We start from the raw sequence: 18,781 nt of genomic DNA, 5'->3' as shown, positions 1-18,781 counted from the left end.
CGTGGGCCATAACTGTGGCCGGCCCGGGCCGCCCTATCCGGTTCCTTTAAATGAATCCACCCCCGTTTTCCCCCAATGGCTTTTGAGGAACTCCTGGAGGACCCGGTCATCCAGAAGTACCTCCACGAACTCGTCGGCCCCACCGGCATGCCCGTCGCCGCGGCGCCGCCGGACGGGGAGGTCACCGACGAGGAACTCGCGGAGGAACTCGGACTGGAGCTGAACGACGTCCGCCGGGCGCTGTTCATCCTCTACGAGAACGACCTCGCGTCGTACCGCCGCGTCCGCGACGAGGACTCGGGCTGGCTCACGTACCTCTGGACGTTCCAGTACGACAACATCCCCGAGAACCTGGAGGAGGAGATGTACCGGCTGCTGGAGGGGCTCGAACAGCGGGAGTCCTACGAGGAGGACCACCAGTTCTACCTCTGTGAGGTCGACTCCATCCGCTTCGAGTTCGAGGAGGCGATGGAGTTCGGCTTCGAGTGTCCCGAGTGTGGCTCACCGCTGGAGTCGATGGAGAACAGCCGCCTCGTCGAGGCGATGGAGTGGCGCATCGACCAGCTCCGCGAGGAGCTCAACGTCGAGCACGACGACGCCGGGGCAGGCGCGTAATGGTCGTCCTGGCGACGAAGTGCTACGTGACCGGCGACGCGCGCGACAGGGCCCTCGACGGGATGGCCTCGCTCGTCGCCAACGACCTGGGCGAGCTCGACGTCGAGTCCGACGTGGGTGTCCGCCACGACGACTTCGTCTCGGTCACGGTCGACGGCCCGGACGCGACGGTCGCACGGAACCTCCTCCGCGAGCGGTGGGGCGAGGTGACCGACCACTTCACCGACGGCGAGACGTACCGCGGCACCCTCGAGAGCTGGGACGAGGAGGGGTTCGTCCTCGACGCCGGCCGGGAGATCCGAATCCCCGTCGCCGGCATCGGACTCGGTGCCGGCTCGCCCGCCCAGATTCGCGACCGCTTCGGACTCGTCCAGCACCTCGCGCTCCGGTTCGTCTACGACGGGGACGGCGACCACGAACTCGCGGACGCCGAGCGCGACCGGCTGTACGACTGGACGCGCGGCGACGGCCGCGTGAACGTCAACAGCGCGACCCGCGGCGAGGTCCGGGCGACGGTGAACCGGGCGGGCCACGCGCAGGACATCGTCACGGTGGAGCGACTCGGCCTGCTCGAACAGAGCATCGTCTGCACCGAGGGAACCGACCCGCCGGGGTTGCTGGCGGCCATCGGGGGGTATCTCCCCGCCGAACTCAAAGCCGTCATTCCATGAGGCGACGCCGGGTCCTCGCGCTGCTCGCGCTCGTGGGCATGCTCCTCCTCTCCGGCTGTCTCGGCTTCTTCGGCGACGACTCGGTCCCGGCAGAGCGGCTCGACCAGGAGCCGGCCGGCGACGGCTACGCCTGGAACGAGAGCGTCGACGTCCACGTCACCGTCCGCGCCGACTCCACGTTCCAGGGCGTCTACCGGGTGAACGGTTCGGAACTCGTTCTCTACCGGAACGACGGGCTGGGCGGCAGGAACCCGCTCGACGTTCGTGCGGTCCGCTATCGCTACCCCAACGGCACGGTCATCGACGGCTCGACGCTCGCCGAGCGCGGGAGCGTCCGGGAGACGCGCGACGAGGTGACGATTCGCACCCCGGTGGCGGGCGGCCAGGTCGCGTTCACCGCCGAGAGCACGCCGAAACGCTTCGTCGTCCCGACGTACGTCGAGGGCTCCTACGAGGTCGTCCTGCCGCCCGACAGGGACGTCTCCGTCCCGGTGTTCGGTCGGGTCTCGCCCGGCGGCGCGGAGACGCGGACCGACGCTCAGGACCGCGTCCACGTCACCTGGGACGAGGTGGCGACCGACACCGTCCTCGTGCAGTTCTACCTCGAGCGGGACCTCTCGCTGTTCGGCGGGCTGCTCGCGGTGTTCGGCGCGCTGGCCATCGTGGGCGTCGCGTACTACCGGCGACAGATCAGGGAGCTCCGGGAGACCCGCGAGGAGATGGGGCTCGACGTCGACGTCGGCGACGACGACGGGCGCGACCCGCCGCCGGGACGCCGCTGAGTCGCCGCCGGTCCACCGGCTGACCGCCAGCATCCGCGGTTCTCCGCCGACGGTCCCCGCGAACTTATGCCTCCCTCGTCCGTTCCCCGGTCCATGAACGCGGCCATCGTCACCGTGGGGGACGAACTCCTCATGGGCGACACCGAGAACACGAACGCCACGTGGCTTTCCGGCCGGCTCAACGAGCGGGGCGTGTCGGTCGAGCGCGTCACGACGGTCCCCGACCGGCTCGCGGACATCGCCCGCGTCGTCAACGAGTACCGGGCCGAGTACGACGCCGTCCTCGTCACCGGCGGCATCGGCCCGACCCACGACGACGTGACGATGGCCGGCGTGGCGGCCGCCTTCGGCCGCGACCTCGTCGAGAACGCCGAGGCGCTCGACTGGCTCACCGAACACGGCGGCTACGCGGCGGCCGAGTTGAACGACGGGACGGCGGCGCTCCCCGCGGGCGCCCGGCCGTTGCACAACGGGGCGGGCGTCGCGCCGGGCTGCGTGCTCGAATCCGTGTACGTCTTCCCGGGCGTCCCCGACGAGATGGAGGCGATGTTCGACGGCGTCGCCTCCGAGTTCTCGGGGCAGGTGACCTACACGGAGTTCGTCGCGGTCGACGAACCCGAGTCCACGCTGGTCGACCGCCTAGGGGCGCTCCGCGAGGCGTTCGACGTCTCCGTCGGCTCGTACCCGGGCGAACACGTCAGGGTGAAGCTGACCGCCGGCGAGCGGGGCGAGGCCGAGCGCGCGGCGGCGTGGCTCCGCGAGCGTGTCGATCCGGTCGAGAACTGAGGCGGACGGTCCCGGTCGACGTGACCGGGACTCCCGTTGGCAGCGGTCGACTCGGGTGTCAGCGGTAGAAGTACACGAGCCAGCCGACCGTGAGGAGCAGGCTGGCGATCAGGACGACTGCTGCCGTCTCCGTGACGGGCAGGCGCGGCGCCTCCGACTGGGCGAGGAGGAACGGACTCATGGTGACCGACGGTTCCGACCCGCCTCGCATAAACGTGTCCACTCCGGCGGACGAGGAGGTCAACCATCAGGACCGATCGCGGTCAGTCCCCGGCTTCCGACGCGTACGAGTCCGCGAGCCGGTCGAGTTCGTCGTGGTGCCGGGTCGTGTGCGGGGCCGTCAGCGGCGAGACGGAGACGTGTCCGTCCGCGATCGCCCGCCGGTCGGTGCCGACCGGGTCCGGGACCGTCCCCCGCTTCATCACGTCCCAGGTTCGGTCGTGTAGCGCGATGTGGTCCCCGTCGCGCTCGGCGGTCATGTCGTACAGCGTCGAGGGTCGCGTGACGACCATCCTCGCGGGCGACTCGTCCGGCCAGGGCGCGTTCACGTTCAGGTACTCCGCGGTGTCGAACACGCCCGCGTCCTCGGCGTGCTCGGCGAGATAGCGCGCCGCGCGCGTCGCCTCGGCGTAGTCGCTTTCGGTCACCTCGAACTCCCGGTACGACTCGCCGGTCCCCGCGGGGATGTACAGCGAGATGGCGATGGCGGGCACGTCGAAGAACGCCGCCTCGACGGCCGCGGAGACGGTTCCCGAGCGGCCGAGGACGTACGACCCGAGGTTCGCGCCCTTGTTGCACCCGGAGACGACCATGTCCACGTCGGGACAGAGCGATTCGAGTCCGGCGACCGTACAGTCGGCCGGCGTGCCCTCGATGGCGTAGCCGAGTTCGTGTTCCTCGACGCTCACGCCGTGGGACATCGAGCGGCCGACCGCGCTCCGGTCGTCGGCGGGGGCGACCGCGATCACCTCGCCGACTGACGAGAGCGCGTCGTAGAGGGCCCGGAAGCCGACCGTCCCGATGCCGTCGTCGTTCGTCAGGAGGAATCGAGGGTCGCGGCTCGTCGTCATGGCGGGTGGTCGGCGACGGGGAGCAAAAGCACGTGGGTTCGTTCCCGTCGAACCGCACACCACAAGACACAGGGCGTGCGGGTCGCATAGACCGGCCATGGGACTGGGAAGCACGGCCAAGAAGATCCAGACGGTCGCCGACACCGCCGAGAAACTGTACGCGAGGGTGAACGAGATGCGCGAGGAGGTCGACCGGATGCGCGACACCGTCTCCACCACCGAGCAGCGCGTCGAGCGGGTCGAGGGCGAACTGGCCGAGCAGCGCGCGCTCGTCGTCGCGCTCGCCGAGGAGCGGGGCATCGACCCGGATGCCGTCGTCGAGGAGGTCGCGGCGACCGACGAGAGTTCGGCCGATGACGCCGCCTCGGACGACGCGGGGACCGAATCGGACGGGTCGGCCGCCTGATCGGAGACGCCGCGCGACCGGTTCGCCGAGTCGGTCCCGGCGAGGGCGACCTCGCCCCCGGATAGCAAGATACGTAACCCCTGGCAATCTTTGCCAGTACATGACCACACACCGGGAGCCGCTCGATTCGGTGCTGGAGGCGGTCGGCGAGACGCCGCTCGTCCGCGTCCACGCCTCCCCCGAGTCAGTTCCGGTCCACGCGAAGCTGGAGTCGTTCAACCCCGGCGCGTCCGTGAAGGACCGCATCGGCGAGTACATGGTTCGGGCGATGCTCGAGGCGGGAACGCTGAATCCGGGCGGAACCGTCATCGAACCGACCGCGGGAAACACCGGCATCGGCTTCGCCGTCGCCGCGGGGCAACTCGACGTCGACGCGGTGTTCGTCGTGCCCGAGCGCTTCAGCGTCGAGAAACAGCAGCTCATGCGCGCGCTCGGCGCGGAGGTGATCAACACCCCGAGCGAGGACGGGATGGCCGGCGCCATCGAGCGCGCCCACGCGCTGGCCGAGGAACTGGACGACGCGGTCGTCCCCCAGCAGTTCGAGAACCCGCTGAACGCCGAGGCACACTACGAGACGACCGCGCCGGAGGCGTTCGAGGCGCTCGACGGGGAGGTCGGGGCCATCGTCGCCGGCTGTGGCACGGGCGGGACGCTGATGGGGATGGCCGAGTACGCGCTCGAACGGAACCCCGACACCCACGTCGTCGCCGTCCAGCCCGAGGGGTCAACGTACGGCGACTTCTTCGGCGAGGACGCCGAGGAGGGCGAGTACAAGACCGAGGGAATCGGTACCCACGACGTCGCCACCAACGAGCTGTTCGACCCCGACCTCGTCGACGACCTCAAGACCATCTCGGACGAGGCGATCCACGGCGAGATGGCCCGACTCGCGGGCGAGGAGGGCCACCTCGTCGCGTCGAGTTCGGGGGCGAACTCGCTGGCCGCCCGCGAGGTCGCACGCGAGATCGAATCCGGCGAGGTGGACGCGCCCCACGACGCGGTCGTGACGGTGTTTGCCGATTCGAGCGAGCGGTACCTCTCGAAGGGCGTCTATCGATCGTTCGAGGAGTGGACCGGGTAACGGACCGGAACCCGGGGGCCTACCGGCGACGCGTCGTCGGTTCGGCCGTCGCGTCCGGTGCCGGTCAGCCCAGTAACCGGCCGTGCTCGACTTTCATGCATCTGTCCTGCGTGGTGGTGAGGCCCGCCTCCTCCGCCCGCGCGAGCGCCTCGTCGTCGGTGATGTCGAGTTGAAGCCAGACGCCCCGAACGTCACCGCGGGACTCCTTTCGGTCGAGCACCTGATCGAGTATCCCCGCGACCTCGTCGCTGGGCCGGAACACGTCGACGAGTTCGACGTCCGCCTCGACGTCGGCCAGCGAGTCGTACGCCTCGCGGCCGAGAATCTCGTCGGCGTACGGGTTCACCGGGATCACCTCGTAGCCGTGCCGCTGGAGGTACGCAGGGATGTCGTGGGCGGCCTTTCCCGGCGTGCTCGAACAGCCGACTACGGCGACGGGGTCCATCGAAAGCAGTTCGCGGAGCCCCTCGTCGTCGGTCACTGGCATGCCGGGCGATTGGCCCGCCCGGGCGTTAAGCGTTCGGCGGGAGCGCCCGTCGGGCGCACGGCCGAAGGGCGGGGGAAACCGGCATCGGCGCGTCGGCGTCGCCTCAGGCGTCCGCGATCCGCACCGCGGGCTCGGCGTCCTCGGACGTCTCGACGATGCCGTCGAACAGCTGTTTCAGCGTGTTCATCTCCCGTTCCTCGTGGGCCGTCGAGTCGATGCAGTAGACGCCGAGGCCGTCGACGCTCTGGATGCGGCCGGTGAACACGTGGAGGAACCGAAACACGGTCTGGAGGTCGGTGTACATCAGAAGCGTCGAGAGCGAGTGGAGCATCACCCGGTTCCGCTCGATGCCACGCTCCGCGTGGAAGTTCTCGAGGAACTCGGAGAGCTTGATGCCGACCCCGGTGAGGTCGACCGGCGAGGACGTGTACTTGATGCGGTCGTCGTCCCGGACGTCCCCGACGCCCTGCTGGCGGGTCACCGTGTCGACGACCGCGACCGGCTTCCCGTCGTGGCTCACGCGCTTGCCGAACCGTTTCAGGAGCCTGTCCGCGCTGTCCTTCGTCGTCACCATGATCGCGCCCTCCCCCCGTTCGGTCCCTTCCGCGAGCACGTCGAGGGCCAGTTCGCGCTTGCCGCTCAGCGGCGGGCCGGTGAAGAGGACGTTCGATCCGGGTTCGATGCTGGATCCCAGCGTCGAAACCTCATACATGGGGGACTCCCACCCCCGGGCCGCGACGGGTCCACGGAGGGCTCGCAAGACGGAACGTCTCGCAGGGAGTCATCAGTCGCTAGGTCCATGCCGTGAGCCGGTATTATTCTTTTTGATTGAATCCCATCCGGTTGCGACCGCCGTGACCGTCCGCTCCACACTCAGCCGAGCACCGCTATCCGCCCGAGGACGAACGCGGCGGCCGCGAGGTACGTCCCGCGCTTGAGCCAGCGCTGGGCGGTCCCCGGATCCCTGAACCCCAGGGCGGTCGCGCCGACCATCACGCCGTCGGCGGGGATCACGAGCGCGAGGTACGCGAGTCCGAACGTCCCGCGTGCGTACGGGAGGACGCTGGCCCCCGCGCCGAGTGCCATGACGACGACGGCGAGTGTGAGCGTCGCCCGCTCGCCGGCGACGATGGGGAGCGTCCGGAGCCCCTCCTCCCGGTCGCCCGAGACGTCCTCGACGTCCTTCACGAGTTCCCGCGCGAACGTCGCCACGGCCGCCAGCCCGAACAGCACCCAGACGTCCGGGCCGAGCGACTCGACCGCGGCGGCACCAAAGAGGAACGTGCTCCCGGTGAGGTACGCGACGACGGCGTTGCCGACTCCCGGGAGCCCCTTGAACAGCTCCGTGTAGGCGACGAGCGCGACCAGATTCACGACGGCGATCCCGAGCGCCAGCACGGGCAGCGTGACCGCCGCGACGACCGCGCCGAGGAACAGCACGGCCGAGAAGACCGCGGCTCCTCGCGGCGAGACCCGACCGCTGGGGATCGGCCGGTCGGGCCTGTTCACGCGGTCGATGTCCCGGTCGAAGTAATCGTTGGCGGCGTTGCCGGCGGCGACGGCGAACACGGTGGCGGCGACGGCGAGGGCGACGCTGGTGGCCCGAAGCCCTCCGCCGACGAACGCGCCGATGAACGTCAGCGCCCCCGCCGCGACTGCGTTCCCCGGCCGGGTGAGTTCGAGCAGCCCCGTCGCGAACGCCGTCCTGTCCCCCATGTCGTGACGGAATCCAGCCGGGTCCGGCATAAATGACGCGACACGTGGCGGTCGATCGTGGCGTGTTCGCTTCGTTTCCGGGTGGCGGCGAAGCGCGGGAGTTAAAAGCGGTCCGGCGCTACCGAACGTACAGGGCGCTTAGCTCAGCTTGGACAGAGTACCTGGCTTCGGACCAGGCTGTCGCGGGTTCAAATCCTGCAGCGCCCATGCGGTTACCACTCGTTTCGAAGCCAACGCCCCAGCTACAACTCTGGAGAAGCACAGTCGTCCACGGTCCCAGCCATAGAGGCTTGTATTTACAGCGACCACGATAACCAATCCGGCAACGAAACGACCGACCGCAATGTCCCTTGCCGAAACCGCGTCCAACATCGACCACCTGAGCGAGAGGGAACGGGAGTGCCTGGAGAACTGCTTCGAGGCCGCCGAGGTCTGCGAGTGGTGTGCCGACGAGTGCATCGACGAGGGCGAGGGGATGGCCGAGTGCATCCGACTCTGTCGGGACGTCGCGGACGTGGCGACGCTCCACGCCCGGTTCATGGCGCGCGATTCGAACTACAGCACCGGCCTCGCCGAGGTCTGTGCCGGCGTCTGTGAGGAGTGCGCCGAGGAGTGCGATCGCCACGAGCAGGACCACTGCCAGATCTGTGCGGACGTCGTCCGCGAGTGCGCGGAGTCCTGCCGAGAAATGGCGGGCGCCTGAGTCGGTCCGGGCTGATCTGATCCCCCAACTAGTTCGTTCTCGCCGGGGCACACGCAAGTTCCGCGACCGGCCCGGAGAGCATCTACCAATTCAGTAGGTATATCGGTTTACAATATGGTTGGATTCTTGCCAGTCGAGCATCCGATCGACGAACTCCGCGCTCCGACGACTCGAAACCGCCGGGAGAGGACGTCTAAGTGGCCGCGAGTCCGAACGAAACGCGAACTCGATCAGCAACTCGCCGCTCGTCAATGGGTCGCCTTCGAGAAACGACGGCGCAGCAACCGAGCGGCCCTGAACCCGTCCCGCGATCGATCGTTACGGATCAAATCGCCGGTATCGGACCGCTAACAGTCGATTACTCGGCCATCGTGCCCACGTGACGGCCGGTCAGAGTTCGAACACGTCGATCCACGCTCCGACCGCAGCCGACCGACGGCAAAAAGGACAGAGGTTCGAGGAGAGTGGAGAAGAACTCTCTTCTGACACGAACTTAGCGCCAAGCTTGGAGCTTCGTGGGACAGCACCACGCCAACAGGTCCCCCCAACGCCCGTCACGACTCGGTCTGTTCGAGCAGCCCCTTCATGTATCCGATGGCGAACAGCCGCCCGAGCGTCTCGTAGCCGGGGTTGCTGTTGGACTCGCCGGCCATCGTCGGAACGTGGTCGGGGCGGATCGGCCCGTCGAAGCCGACCACGCGGTACGCGCGCATCGCGGCGAGCATGTCGGTCGGGCCGTCGTCGTGCCACGTCTCGACGAACCTATCGGCGTCGCCCTCGACGTCGCGGAAGTGGACGAAGTTGATCCGGTCGCCGAAGTGCCGGATCGCCGCCGGGACGTCGACGCCCATCGCGGCGAAGTTCCCCTGACAGAACGTGACGCCGTTGTACTCGCTGTCCACCACGTCGAGCACGCGGTCGTACGCTTCGACGCTCGTGACGATTCTAGGGATGCCCCGGATCTCCTCGCGGGGCGGGTCGTCGGGGTGGAGACCGAGTTTGACGCCCGCCTCCTCGGCGACCGGCACGACCCGTTCGAGGAAGTACTCGAGGTTCTCCCAGAGTTCCTCCCTGGTGACCCCGGAGGCCCGAACGGGCGGGCCGCCCTGCATCCGCTCGGCGTCGAACTCGGTCGTGAGTGACCCGCCGCGGGAGGGGACGTGCGCGCTCGTGCGCGCCCAGCGGACGCCGACGAACCAGTCGTAGCAGACGACCGGAATCCCGAGCTCCCCGCAGTTCCGGAGGAACTGCTGGAACGTCTCGATCTCGTCGTCGCGGCCGGGCAGGCCGAGTTTCGTCGTCTCGGTGAGCGGGACGCTACCCTCGATGACGCCGACCTCGAGGCCGGCGCCCTCGAACCAGTTCGTCAGTTTCTGGAGCGTGTCGAAGTCCCAGAACCGGGTCCCGTCGCCGATCTCGAGGGGGTGAACGACCGCGGTCGTCACGCCCAACTGTTTTGCGAGGTCCCAGCGCTCGTCCGGTTCCGGCGGGAGTATGAGTGAAAGCTGAATGGTTCCGTCCTCCGTCGTCGTAGAGGGCGAGTGCTGGTTTATACTTTCCCACCGGCGGAACGTCCCCCGAACGAATCGGTCGCCCGCCGCGTTCAGAACAGCCGGTCTCCCTCCGCGTCGAACACCCAGAACTTGTCCCGGTCGACGTCGAGGGCGACGTCGGTTCGGCCGGCGCTCACGGAGTTCTGCGGGACGACCGCTCGCACCTCCCGCCCGTCCACGTCGAAGTACACCGTGTCGCGGTCGCCCTGGGGTTCGACGAGCGTCACGTCGCCGGTGAACAGACCCTCGCCCTCCTCCGCGACGTGGACGTACTGGGGGCGGACGCCGAAGGTGACCGCGCCAGGTTCCGCCGTGCCGCCGACCTCGTCTTCGACGGGGAGCGTGAACAGGTCGTTGCTGAGGGTCAGCCCCTCGTCCGTCCGGACGAGTTCGCTCTCGAACATGTTGACCGAAGGCGAGCCGATGAAGTCGGCGACGAACCGGTTCGTCGGCTCGTTGAACACCTCGTAGGGCGTCCCGACCTGCTGGATGAGCCCGTCGTCCATGATGACGATCTTGTCCCCGATGGCCATCGCCTCCTCCTGGTCGTGGGTGACGAACACCATCGGCGTCTCCAGCCGGCGCTGGAGCTCCTTCACTTCGGTCTGCATGTGCTTGCGGAGGTTGGCGTCGAGCGCGGAGAACGGCTCGTCGAGCAGGAACGCCGCCGGCTCCATCACCATCGCGCGCCCGAGGCTCACGCGCTGTTGCTGGCCGCCCGAGAGGTCCGCCGGCTTCCGGTCGAGCTTATCCTCGATGCCGAGCATCGCGGCGATCTCCTCGACGCGCTCGTTCTTCTCCGCCTTCGAGAGGTCCGTCGACATGTCGAGCCCGAACCGGAGGTTCCCCCGGACGTCCTTGTGTGGGAACAGCGCGATGCTCTGGAACACGAACGCCAGGTTTCGGTCCTTCGGCTTGACGCCGGTCATGTCCACGCCGTCGATGAGAAGCTGGCCGCCGTCGGGAATCTCCAGCCCGGAGATACACCGCAGCGTCGTCGTCTTCCCGCAGCCCGAGGGGCCGAGGAGGACCACGAAGTCCTCCCGGTAGATGTCGAGCTCGATGTCCTCACAGGCGATGATCTCGCCCCCGTCGAACGTCTTTCTGAGGTCTCTGATGCTGATGACCGGCTCCGCTGACCGGTCTGGCTCTCGCTTCGCTTCGGGTCGCCGTCCGTCAGTTGTGGCCTCGCTCATCTCCGTACTACCTTGATGGAGAGACTAATCGGGGACTGTTAACTCTTTGCATGACCGGATCGGAGTGGCGAGCCCCGTCGAGTCGTGAGCGAGACCTCGCGGAGTCGGGCCACTCGTCGACTCGTGACGTGGTCGTGGAAAACCGCGGGAGGGTCGTGCCGGCCGGGGAAGTCGGGAGCGACTACGCGCCGAACGTCCCCCTGAGCCCGCGCTGGGCGACGAAGTAGAGGACCGCGGGCGGCGTGCCGATGATGATGGCCTCGGCCATCAGGATGCCCCAGGCGATGCTCTCGCCCTGCCCGCCGTGGAGCGTCGAGTAGAGCACGACGATGGCGGGCTGGACCCCGCTGCTCGTCGTGAGCAGGTTGGCGAACAGGAACTCGTTCCAGCCGTTCAGAAACGCCAGGAACCCGACCGCGATGAGCGCCGGGCGCGCGATGGGGAGGATGACGCGCACGAACGCGCCGAACTCGGTGCAGCCGTACACCTGTGCGGCCTCCTCAAGGTTCTCCGGGAGCTTGCTGAAGTAGTCCCGGAGGATCCAGATGGCGAAGGGGGTGATGAAGATCTGGAACGCGATCCAGAGCCCGTGGTAGGAGTTGTACAGCCCCCACTCGAGCCACCGTGCCGTCACCGGCACGACGAGCACGATCGAGGGGAACAGCAGCGAGAGGATGATCGCGTAGAAGACGAAGCGCTTGCCGAAGAACTCCTTGCGACCGAACACGTACGCGCCCGGGATCGTCACGAACAGCGCGATGACGGCGGTCCCGACGGAGATGACGAAGCTGTGGATCAGCCCCTCCTGGAGTTCGACGAACCCCTCGCTCCAGTACTGGGTCGTCGGCTCGGACGGCAACCAGACCGCCGGGTTCTCGAACAGTTCGCTCGACGGCGTGAACGCCACGGCGACGACGATGACCAGGGGGATGAGCACGAGCGCGGCCAGCCCGGCGATGACCAGGTACACTGAGGACCTGAAGACGAGGTCCTCGAGGTCGAACCGTGCGCCGGTCAGCGTGTCGACGCTCAGCCTCATGCCACACCACCCGTGTTGGTGTCACGCTCGAACGAGCGGATGTAGGGGATCACGAACATCATCGTGACGATGACGAGGATCACGCCCACCGTCATCGCGAGCCCGAAGCGCTGGGACCCCTCGGTGAACCGGTAGACGAGGATGCCGAGCACGGACGTGTCGAACCCCGGACCGCCGCCGGTGATCTGGAGCGGCTGGCTCACCTTCGTGAGGTTGTAGATGGTCCGCAGGCTGACCGCGATGAGGATGGCACCCTTCATCTGGGGCAGCGTGATGTGGAAGAACGCCTGCACCTTGCTCGCGCCGTACACCCGCGCGGTCTCGTAGTGTTCCTCGGGAATCCCGTCGAGCGAGGCCGTGAGGATGATGAACGCGAGGGGCCAGTACGCCCACGTCGCCGCGAACATGATGACGGCCATCGCCGTGTCGCCGCTCGTCCCCCAATAGATCGTCTCGTTGATGATCCCGTAATCGACCAGGAGCGGGAAGATCGGTCCCAGGTCGGGGTGGAGGATGAACACCCACATCGTCCCGGAGACCAGTCCCGGAATCGTGTACGGTATCACGAACAGTGCGCTCAGGTAATCACGGAACCGCGCGTGCTTGACGGCGACGGCGGCGATCAGCGCGATGAGCAGCTGGGAGAACGTGACGGTGCCGAAGATGATCGTCGCCTTCAGCGACGTCCAGAACGTGTCCCAGCCCAGGACGTACGCGTAGTTGTCGAGGCCGACCCAGACGCGCCGCCCGAGGAAGTCGAACTCGTGGAAGCTCATCCAGATGCCGTCGAGCAGCGATCCCCAGACGAGCGTGCCCATGATGACGAGCACCGGGAGCAGCATGCTGTACGTGAGCCAGTCCCGCCGCAGGACTTGCTTCGCGTTGATTGCACGCTGCCGGAAAACCGACAGGTTAGTGGTCACACCTAGCATGGCGATATGAAGAAGGAGAAATCGGAGGGGAATAACTGTTTCCCCCTGAGCCGTCGCAGGTCAGAAGAACTGGGCGCGCGCCTCCTCGGCGGCCTGGTCCAGCGCGTCCCGCGCGGTGATCTGTCCCTGCAGCGCCTGCTGGATGTAGCCGGGCATGATCCCCTGCTGGATCTGGCCGAAGAACGGCGCGGCCTCCTGCAGGTAGTAGTCCTCCTGGTCGAACGTCCCCAGCTCGGACGCCTCGATGATGTTCGTCTGTTCGTACCCGGTCGGGTCGTCGACCGCGCCCATGATGTCCTCCGTGGAGACGTCGTCGCGGAGCGGGCCGCCGCCGATGGTGCTGAACATCCGCCGCTGGAAGTCCACCGAGTGGTAGAGGTAGTTCTCGAGGAGGTCCGCCGCGGCCTCCTGTGCCTCGTCCCACTCGTTCTGGTCCGCGCCGTCCGGCGGGTTCACGAAGACGACGCCGTCGCCGCCGATGATGCCCCGCGCACCCGACTCGCCCTTCCACGGCGCGCCGAAGACGAAGTTGCCGTCCATGACCTGGTCCTCCGCGTTGGCGAGCAGGTCCGCGTACGTCGCGGACGGGACCTGTGTCATGCTCGCCTCGCCCTGAATGAGCAACTGCGTGCCGTCCTCGTCGGACTGGGACACCGTCCCCGGGCTCGAGAGTTCATACTCGGTGTGCAGGGAGACGAAGTTCTCGTACGTCTGCTTGATCGGCTCGTCGTCGATCTGGGTGTCCGACCAGTCCTCGTTCAGGATCTTACCGGCCTGTCCCGCCTGGGCGACCGGCCAGTCCTCGGTACACGTGTCGGTCACGTCGCCGCTCGACCCGTAGATCTGCCAGCCGTAGTTGCCCGGACCGTCCTCCTGCATGGTCTGGGCGATCTCGACGCTGTGTTCGAAGTCGGTCGGCGGGAAGTCGTCCTCCGGGCTGAGCCCGGCCGCCTCCAGGTGGTCGCGTCGGGCGAGAAACAGCCGCGCGGACTCGCTGCTGAACTTGAACTCGTAGGCCTGCCCGCCGAACCCGGCGTACGCCTGTTCGCCCAGGACGTCCATGAACCACGACGTGTGCTCGATCAGCTCGTCGCTAAACAGGTGACTGTACTCGCTGAACGGCTTGGCGATGCCGAGTTCCGCGAACGGGCCGACCTGCCCGGACACCTGGTCCATGATGTGGGGCCGCTCCCCCTCGCGCGCCAGGGTGAGCCACCGCTGGCCCGGTTCGCCCGAGGAGTAGTCGACCTCGACGGTCGCGCCGGTCTCCTCCTCGAAGCTGCTGATCGCGCCTCTGATGGCCTCGGCCGCCTGGCCGGAGTTGTTGTGGAACCGGTTCCAGTAGACGACGGTGACGCCGTCCCAGCGGTTCCCGTTCGAGTCGCCCATCGTCGTTCCGTTGCCGCCGCCCCCGTCGGACGAGTCGGTCGGTGTTCCGTCGCCGCCGTTCCCGCCGTCGCCGGCACAGCCGGCGGTCAGCGCGACGCCCGTCGCCCCCGCACCCGCCAGGAATCTGCGACGACGCATGGCTCTACCACTACCGTTCGGATTGCTACCTCGTGCCATAGCTCCGATTCTCCGTTGACCACCACCCCATATATATCTATCTGTAATATTCATCGTGTTTGGAGGGAATCGGCGTCGTGAGGGCTCTGACGCCGAAATTCGGAGGGAGTAATCGTGGTCGTTCCCGGCTCGATGGTCACGCCGACCGGCGGTCCGGGTCGCGGTCCCGGCGCCGATCAGAGCGCGTTCCTGGTGAAGCCGCCGTCGACGAACAGCACCTCCCCGGTCGTGTAGCTCGACGCGTCCGAAGCCAGGTAGACGGCGGTGCCGGTGATCTCCTCCCGCTCGGCGACGCGGCCGAGCACCGCGCGCTCGTCGATGCCGCGCCGGAGTTCCGAGCCCTCGCTGTACTCCTCCTCGGTGAGCGGCGTCATCACGAAGCCGGGCGCGATGGCGTTCACGCGGACGTCCGGCGCCAGTTCCCGCGAGGCACAGCGCGTGAGCGCGTTCACGCCGGACTTGGCCGCACAGTACGGCAGTAGCCGTTCGCGCGCGAGGTCCGCCGACATCGAGGAGACGTTGATGATGCTCCCCTCATCCATCACGCGGCCGAACAACTGGCAGGCGTGGAACGTCCCGTTGAGGTCGACGTCGATGACCCTGTTCCAGTCCTCGACGGTGAGGTCGAGGAACTCGGTCCGGGCCGCGACGCCCGCCGAGTTGACGAGCACGTCCACCGAACCGAACTCCTCGAGGACCGCGTCGCGCATCGCCTCGATGGAGTCGCGGTCGGTCACGTCACACGTCGTCTCGACGGTCCGCGCGCCGTGGTCCCGGACCCGCTCGGCGGTGTCGGCCACCGCGTCGGCCCGCCTGCTCGTCGCCACCACGTCGGCCCCGTCCTCCGCGAACGCGAGCGCGATGGCCTCGCCGATGCCGCTCGTTCCGCCGATGACCACGGCGGTCTTGCCGTCGACTGTTACCTTTGGATACTCGGGCATGAGTGAAAGTGGGACAGTTGGTTCGTCGGCCCTACCGGCGCTGCAGGGTGCCGACGTTCTTCTCGTTCGGCCGCCGGGTCAGCGCGGGGCCGTCGATTCGACGGATGACGAGTTCGCTGAGGATGTGAACCTCACACTCGTTCTCGAGGTGGCCCGCCAGCGTCTCCTCGCCGTTGTAGGCGATGACGTGGAGGTGCGGGTCGCCGTCCGCGATCGCGCCGTCGATGGTGCCGACCTCCCACGCGCCGTCGAGGTCGAGGAACGTGTTGCGCTCGGACTTCTCCGAGGGGAAGTCCGTCGTCGGGACGTAGTGGATGTTCAGGTTGCGGAACGTGCCGATGCCCGAGACGACGACGCCGGAGTCGACGTCGTGTTTCGCGCATGCCTCCGTGATGGACTCCAGCGCGTAGTCGCCGGGGTCGAGTCGGACGAAGATGTGCTCGTCGTTGGATTCGAATGTCTCCATTGTAGTTTCCCTACACTGATGGCGTGGAAACGCGGGGGGTTAACTATTACGTCATATTTCTTATGAATGTGCCGGCGGACCGGCCCCGGACCGCCGGAAACTGTTATCCCCCCGTGCGGCGAGGGACGGGCATGGGCCGACCGACCAGTTCGGACAGCGACGTCGCGGAGTCACCGACGACCGAGTCGCCGTCACCCCCGATGCGGGTGGGGCTCGGACAGTTCATGAATCCGACGCCGGAGAAACTCCGCTTCTGCCGGCAACTCGGCGTCACGGACGTCCTGCTCAACATGTACCAGTACTCGCCGGACTATCCGCACCTGCCCGACGACGAGACGCCGCCGCTGGGCGACGATGGCGAGTGGTCCGAGGCGGAACTCGTCGCGCTCCGCGAGCGCGTCGAGGCCGAGGGGCTCACGCTCAACGCCATCGAGAACGTGCCCGTCTCGTTTTACGACAAGCTCATGCTGGGCCTGCCGGGCAAGGAGGAGCAACTGGCCTCGATGAAGCGCACCGTCCGCAACATGGGGCGCGCGGGCATCCCGACGTTCGGCTACCACTGGATGCCCTCGGGCGTCTGGCGGAACACGACCGTCCCGGTCAGGGGCGGCGCGACCGCGACCGGGTTCGACCTCGCGGCGGTCGACGACGAACTCACCCACGACAGGGAGTACTCCGAGGCCGAACTCTGGGAGAACTACGAGTACTTCGTCCGCGAACTCGTCCCGGTGGCCGAGGAGGCGGGCGTGCGGCTCTGTCTCCATCCCAACGATCCGCCGGTGGAATCGCTCGGCGGCGTCCCACAGTTGTTCCGGAGCTTCGAGGCGTTCGAGCGCGCGATGAACGTCGTCGACAGCCCGAACCACGGGCTGGAGTTCTGTCTCGGCTGCTGGTCGGAGATGGGCGAGGACGTGATCGAGGTCATCCGGCAGTTCGGCGAGCGGGATAAGCTGTTCTACGTCCACTTCCGGGACGTCGAGGGGTCGGTGCCGTCGTTCAACGAGACGTTCCTCGACGAGGGGAACTACGACTCGGTGGCGGTGTTGCGCGCGCTGCTGGACGTCGGCTTCGACGGCCTCGTCATCCCGGATCACGTCCCCCACGTGGAGGGCGACACGGACTGGGAACACAGGGGACGGGCCCACGCGGTCGGCTACCTCAACGGGATGCTGGCCGTGCTGGACTCCGAACGGAGCGGGAAGGAGTAGTAGGCAACGGATCGCCGGAAACGGGAGGGTTCGGTGCCGGTCAGTAGTTCCGGTACACCGTCTTCGTCGTGGTGAAGAAGTCGAGCCCCGCGTCGCCCTGTTCGCGGAACGTGTTGGTCGAGGACTCCTTCACCCCGCCGAACGGGACGTGGAGTTCCAGCCCGGTCGTCTTCTCGTTCACCTTGACGACGCCCGCCTCGGCGCGGTCGACGAACTCGTTCGCCTCGGCGTGGCTGTCGGTGACGATGCTGGTCGAGAGCCCGTACCGGGTGTCGTTCGCGGCGGTCACGGCCTCCTCGAAGTCCTCGGCCCGGATCACCGCGAGCACCGGCCCGAACACCTCCTCCTGGGCGAGCCGGCTGTCGTTGTCCACGTCGGCGAACACCGTCGGCTCGACGAAGAAGCCGTCAGCGTGTTCGCCGTCCTCGAGCCGCTCGCCGCCGGTCGCCAGGGTCGCGCCCTCCGTCTTCGCCACGTCGACGTAGTCGAGGGTCCCCTCCAGCTCGCCCTCGCTGATCTGTGGCCCCATGTCGTTGCCCTCGTCGCCCGCGCCGACCGAGAGCGACTCGGCGTAGTCGACGATGCCCGCGACGAACTCGTCGTAGACGTCGGCGTGGACGATGGCCCGCGAGCAGGCGGTACACGCCTGGCCGGTCACGCCGAACGCGCCGGCGCCCACGATGGAGACCGCCTCGTCGAGGTCGGCGCTCGGCATCACGACGGTCGGGTTCTTCCCGCCCATCTCGGCCTGCGCGCGCTTGCCCTCGGCGGTTGCGCCGCGGTACACCTCGGTGCCGACGACGCCGCTCCCCGTGAACGAGACCGCGTCGACCTCGGGGTGGGTCGTGAACGCCTCGCCGACGGCGCTGCCCGGGCCGGTGACGAGGTTCACCACGCCGTCGGGGAGCCCCGCCTCCTCGAGCGCGCCGACCACTTCGGCCGCGACCGTCGGTGCCTGGGTGGCCGGCTTGATGACGACCGTGTTCCCGGCCGCGAGCGCGGGCGCGAGCTTCCACGCCGGGATGGCGATGGGGTAGTTCCAGGGGGTGATCAGCGCGGCGACGCCGAGCGGCTCCTTCCGGGTGTGGAGCGTCTTCCGCGACGAGTTCGCGGCCTTGACCGTGCCGCCGTAGTCGGCCGCCTTCTCCGCGTAGTGGTAGAAGATGTCCACGGTCCGGACCACCTCCGGCCGCGCCTCGTCGTGGGTCTTCCCCTCCTCGCGGGTCAACAACTGAACCAGGTCCTCGCGTCGGTCCTCCAGCAGCGACCCGGCCTCGCGGAGAATCTTCCCGCGGGCCGGGCCGGGCGTGTTCGCCCAGTCGTCGGCCGCCGCACGGGCGGCCTCGACCGCTCGCGCCGCGTCCGACTCGTCCGAGAGCGGGAACGTCGAGACGACCTCGTCGGTCCGTGCCGGGTTCACGACCTCGAACGTCTCGCCCGACTCCGCCTGTGTCCACGCGCCGTCGATGAAGTTTCCGTCACGTTCTGGCATACCATCACCTGCCCCACCCGCGATATTGGGTCTTTCGGTGGCCGGACCCGAGTTCGGCGGTCGGACCCCCA

At 67.9% G+C, this 18,781-nt stretch carries 21 protein-coding genes and 1 tRNA gene; 9 read left to right on the top strand and 13 right to left on the bottom strand.

Annotated features, from left to right (window positions below; translation table 11 throughout):
• The first annotated feature begins 75 nt into the window (after window positions 1–75).
• The 4 genes from RJT50_RS06055 (at window position 76) to RJT50_RS06040 (ending at window position 2,854) form a co-directional block, all read left to right on the top strand.
• Complete coding sequence (locus RJT50_RS06055; protein WP_313695025.1) at window positions 76–615, top strand: transcription factor; 540 nt, start codon at window positions 76–78, stop codon at window positions 613–615.
• Window positions 615–1,286 (top strand): DUF2110 family protein, encoded by a 672-nt coding sequence (locus RJT50_RS06050; protein ID WP_313695024.1) that lies wholly within the window; start codon window positions 615–617, stop codon window positions 1,284–1,286. Before RJT50_RS06055 ends, RJT50_RS06050 begins: the two co-directional genes overlap by 1 nt.
• Complete coding sequence (locus RJT50_RS06045; RefSeq protein ID WP_313695023.1) at window positions 1,283–2,068, top strand: DUF5803 family protein; 786 nt, start codon at window positions 1,283–1,285, stop codon at window positions 2,066–2,068. The genes RJT50_RS06050 and RJT50_RS06045 overlap by 4 nt, the downstream gene beginning before the upstream one ends.
• Before the next feature lie 93 nt (window positions 2,069–2,161).
• Entirely contained in the window at window positions 2,162–2,854 is a 693-nt protein-coding gene (locus RJT50_RS06040; RefSeq protein ID WP_313695022.1) for a competence/damage-inducible protein A, read from the top strand.
• Between the two features lie 58 nt (window positions 2,855–2,912).
• Here the strand turns inward: RJT50_RS06040 and RJT50_RS06035 are convergent, their stop codons facing one another.
• Window positions 2,913–3,035, bottom strand: coding sequence for a hypothetical protein (locus tag RJT50_RS06035; RefSeq protein WP_313695020.1), 123 nt, complete (start codon window positions 3,033–3,035; stop codon window positions 2,913–2,915).
• A gap of 82 nt (window positions 3,036–3,117) precedes the next feature.
• Complete coding sequence (gene surE / locus RJT50_RS06030) at window positions 3,118–3,924, bottom strand: 5'/3'-nucleotidase SurE (RefSeq protein WP_313695018.1); 807 nt, start codon at window positions 3,922–3,924, stop codon at window positions 3,118–3,120.
• Between the two features lie 97 nt (window positions 3,925–4,021).
• On the opposite strand from surE, the gene RJT50_RS06025 reads away from it, so the two are divergent.
• Window positions 4,022–4,330, top strand: a complete 309-nt coding sequence (locus tag RJT50_RS06025) for a DUF5798 family protein (protein ID WP_313695015.1) — start codon at window positions 4,022–4,024, stop codon at window positions 4,328–4,330.
• Window positions 4,331–4,430: 100 nt separating this feature from the next.
• On the top strand, window positions 4,431–5,411 hold the full coding sequence (locus RJT50_RS06020) for a PLP-dependent cysteine synthase family protein (protein WP_313695013.1): 981 nt from the start codon (window positions 4,431–4,433) through the stop codon (window positions 5,409–5,411).
• A 64-nt stretch (window positions 5,412–5,475) separates the two neighbouring features.
• Here the strand turns inward: RJT50_RS06020 and RJT50_RS06015 are convergent, their stop codons facing one another.
• The 3 genes from RJT50_RS06015 to RJT50_RS06005 form a co-directional block, all read right to left on the bottom strand.
• Window positions 5,476–5,898 carry a CoA-binding protein gene (locus tag RJT50_RS06015; RefSeq protein ID WP_313695012.1) on the bottom strand — a complete coding sequence of 141 codons (423 nt, stop codon included), beginning with the start codon at window positions 5,896–5,898 and terminating at the stop codon, window positions 5,476–5,478.
• A 103-nt stretch (window positions 5,899–6,001) separates the two neighbouring features.
• Window positions 6,002–6,610 carry an RAD55 family ATPase gene (locus RJT50_RS06010; protein ID WP_313695011.1) on the bottom strand — a complete coding sequence of 203 codons (609 nt, stop codon included), beginning with the start codon at window positions 6,608–6,610 and terminating at the stop codon, window positions 6,002–6,004.
• A 161-nt stretch (window positions 6,611–6,771) separates the two neighbouring features.
• Window positions 6,772–7,614, bottom strand: a complete 843-nt coding sequence (locus RJT50_RS06005) for a geranylgeranylglycerol-phosphate geranylgeranyltransferase (protein WP_313695009.1) — start codon at window positions 7,612–7,614, stop codon at window positions 6,772–6,774.
• A 132-nt stretch (window positions 7,615–7,746) separates the two neighbouring features.
• Between RJT50_RS06005 and RJT50_RS06000 the strand changes: the two genes are divergently transcribed.
• Window positions 7,747–7,821: transfer RNA gene (locus RJT50_RS06000), tRNA-Arg, on the top strand.
• A 136-nt stretch (window positions 7,822–7,957) separates the two neighbouring features.
• Window positions 7,958–8,317 carry a four-helix bundle copper-binding protein gene (locus RJT50_RS05995; RefSeq protein WP_313695008.1) on the top strand — a complete coding sequence of 120 codons (360 nt, stop codon included), beginning with the start codon at window positions 7,958–7,960 and terminating at the stop codon, window positions 8,315–8,317.
• A gap of 554 nt (window positions 8,318–8,871) precedes the next feature.
• Here the strand turns inward: RJT50_RS05995 and RJT50_RS05990 are convergent.
• The 7 genes from RJT50_RS05990 to RJT50_RS05960 all read right to left on the bottom strand — a co-directional run bounded on the left by RJT50_RS05990 (window position 8,872) and on the right by RJT50_RS05960 (window position 16,010).
• Window positions 8,872–9,828, bottom strand: a complete 957-nt coding sequence (locus RJT50_RS05990) for a mannonate dehydratase (RefSeq protein ID WP_425499722.1) — start codon at window positions 9,826–9,828, stop codon at window positions 8,872–8,874.
• Between the two features lie 92 nt (window positions 9,829–9,920).
• On the bottom strand, window positions 9,921–11,066 hold the full coding sequence (locus tag RJT50_RS05985; protein ID WP_313695005.1) for an ABC transporter ATP-binding protein: 1,146 nt from the start codon (window positions 11,064–11,066) through the stop codon (window positions 9,921–9,923).
• A gap of 181 nt (window positions 11,067–11,247) precedes the next feature.
• The gene (locus RJT50_RS05980; protein ID WP_313695003.1) at window positions 11,248–12,105 is read right to left on the bottom strand and encodes a carbohydrate ABC transporter permease; all 858 of its coding nucleotides are present in this window, start codon (window positions 12,103–12,105) and stop codon (window positions 11,248–11,250) included.
• Window positions 12,102–13,037: a carbohydrate ABC transporter permease gene (locus RJT50_RS05975; RefSeq protein ID WP_313695001.1), complete on the bottom strand. Its 936-nt coding sequence runs from the start codon at window positions 13,035–13,037 to the stop codon at window positions 12,102–12,104. The genes RJT50_RS05980 and RJT50_RS05975 overlap by 4 nt, the downstream gene beginning before the upstream one ends.
• Window positions 13,038–13,097: 60 nt before the next feature.
• Window positions 13,098–14,564 carry an extracellular solute-binding protein gene (locus RJT50_RS05970; protein ID WP_313694999.1) on the bottom strand — a complete coding sequence of 489 codons (1,467 nt, stop codon included), beginning with the start codon at window positions 14,562–14,564 and terminating at the stop codon, window positions 13,098–13,100.
• A gap of 215 nt (window positions 14,565–14,779) precedes the next feature.
• Window positions 14,780–15,544, bottom strand: coding sequence for an SDR family NAD(P)-dependent oxidoreductase (locus RJT50_RS05965; RefSeq protein WP_313694997.1), 765 nt, complete (start codon window positions 15,542–15,544; stop codon window positions 14,780–14,782).
• A gap of 31 nt (window positions 15,545–15,575) precedes the next feature.
• Entirely contained in the window at window positions 15,576–16,010 is a 435-nt protein-coding gene (locus tag RJT50_RS05960) for a PPC domain-containing DNA-binding protein (protein WP_313694995.1), read from the bottom strand.
• A gap of 131 nt (window positions 16,011–16,141) precedes the next feature.
• Here RJT50_RS05960 and RJT50_RS05955 point away from each other — a divergent pair, with 131 nt between their 5' ends.
• Window positions 16,142–17,218, top strand: a complete 1,077-nt coding sequence (locus RJT50_RS05955; protein WP_313694993.1) for a mannonate dehydratase — start codon at window positions 16,142–16,144, stop codon at window positions 17,216–17,218.
• Window positions 17,219–17,258: 40 nt separating this feature from the next.
• On the opposite strand, the gene xacF is transcribed toward RJT50_RS05955, so the two are convergent.
• Window positions 17,259–18,710, bottom strand: a complete 1,452-nt coding sequence (xacF, locus tag RJT50_RS05950; RefSeq protein ID WP_313694990.1) for a 2,5-dioxovalerate dehydrogenase — start codon at window positions 18,708–18,710, stop codon at window positions 17,259–17,261.
• Window positions 18,711–18,781: the final 71 nt, after the last annotated feature.

This window comes from Halobaculum sp. XH14, assembly GCF_032116555.1.
Classification (GTDB): Archaea; Halobacteriota; Halobacteria; order Halobacteriales; family Haloferacaceae; genus Halorarum; species Halorarum halobium.
The sequence above is the reverse complement of the archived record's forward strand: the minus strand, read 5'-3'. Positions and strand labels throughout refer to the sequence as shown.

Excerpts from the sequence above, each read along its gene's own strand:
- RJT50_RS06055 (WP_313695025.1), top strand. The coding sequence starts at position 76 with ATGGCTTTTGAGGAACTCCTGGAGGACCCGGTCATCCAGAAGTACCTC.
- RJT50_RS06050 (WP_313695024.1), top strand. The coding sequence starts at position 615 with ATGGTCGTCCTGGCGACGAAGTGCTACGTGACCGGCGACGCGCGCGAC.
- RJT50_RS06045 (WP_313695023.1), top strand. The coding sequence starts at position 1,283 with ATGAGGCGACGCCGGGTCCTCGCGCTGCTCGCGCTCGTGGGCATGCTC.
- RJT50_RS06040 (WP_313695022.1), top strand. The coding sequence starts at position 2,162 with ATGAACGCGGCCATCGTCACCGTGGGGGACGAACTCCTCATGGGCGAC.
- RJT50_RS06035 (WP_313695020.1), bottom strand. The coding sequence starts at position 3,035 with ATGAGTCCGTTCCTCCTCGCCCAGTCGGAGGCGCCGCGCCTGCCCGTC.
- surE (WP_313695018.1), bottom strand. The coding sequence starts at position 3,924 with ATGACGACGAGCCGCGACCCTCGATTCCTCCTGACGAACGACGACGGC.
- RJT50_RS06025 (WP_313695015.1), top strand. The coding sequence starts at position 4,022 with ATGGGACTGGGAAGCACGGCCAAGAAGATCCAGACGGTCGCCGACACC.
- RJT50_RS06020 (WP_313695013.1), top strand. The coding sequence starts at position 4,431 with ATGACCACACACCGGGAGCCGCTCGATTCGGTGCTGGAGGCGGTCGGC.
- RJT50_RS06015 (WP_313695012.1), bottom strand. The coding sequence starts at position 5,898 with ATGCCAGTGACCGACGACGAGGGGCTCCGCGAACTGCTTTCGATGGAC.
- RJT50_RS06010 (WP_313695011.1), bottom strand. The coding sequence starts at position 6,610 with ATGTATGAGGTTTCGACGCTGGGATCCAGCATCGAACCCGGATCGAAC.
- RJT50_RS06005 (WP_313695009.1), bottom strand. The coding sequence starts at position 7,614 with ATGGGGGACAGGACGGCGTTCGCGACGGGGCTGCTCGAACTCACCCGG.
- RJT50_RS05995 (WP_313695008.1), top strand. The coding sequence starts at position 7,958 with ATGTCCCTTGCCGAAACCGCGTCCAACATCGACCACCTGAGCGAGAGG.
- RJT50_RS05985 (WP_313695005.1), bottom strand. The coding sequence starts at position 11,066 with ATGAGCGAGGCCACAACTGACGGACGGCGACCCGAAGCGAAGCGAGAG.
- RJT50_RS05980 (WP_313695003.1), bottom strand. The coding sequence starts at position 12,105 with ATGAGGCTGAGCGTCGACACGCTGACCGGCGCACGGTTCGACCTCGAG.
- RJT50_RS05975 (WP_313695001.1), bottom strand. The coding sequence starts at position 13,037 with ATGCTAGGTGTGACCACTAACCTGTCGGTTTTCCGGCAGCGTGCAATC.
- RJT50_RS05970 (WP_313694999.1), bottom strand. The coding sequence starts at position 14,564 with ATGCGTCGTCGCAGATTCCTGGCGGGTGCGGGGGCGACGGGCGTCGCG.
- RJT50_RS05965 (WP_313694997.1), bottom strand. The coding sequence starts at position 15,544 with ATGCCCGAGTATCCAAAGGTAACAGTCGACGGCAAGACCGCCGTGGTC.
- RJT50_RS05960 (WP_313694995.1), bottom strand. The coding sequence starts at position 16,010 with ATGGAGACATTCGAATCCAACGACGAGCACATCTTCGTCCGACTCGAC.
- RJT50_RS05955 (WP_313694993.1), top strand. The coding sequence starts at position 16,142 with ATGGGCCGACCGACCAGTTCGGACAGCGACGTCGCGGAGTCACCGACG.
- xacF (WP_313694990.1), bottom strand. The coding sequence starts at position 18,710 with ATGCCAGAACGTGACGGAAACTTCATCGACGGCGCGTGGACACAGGCG.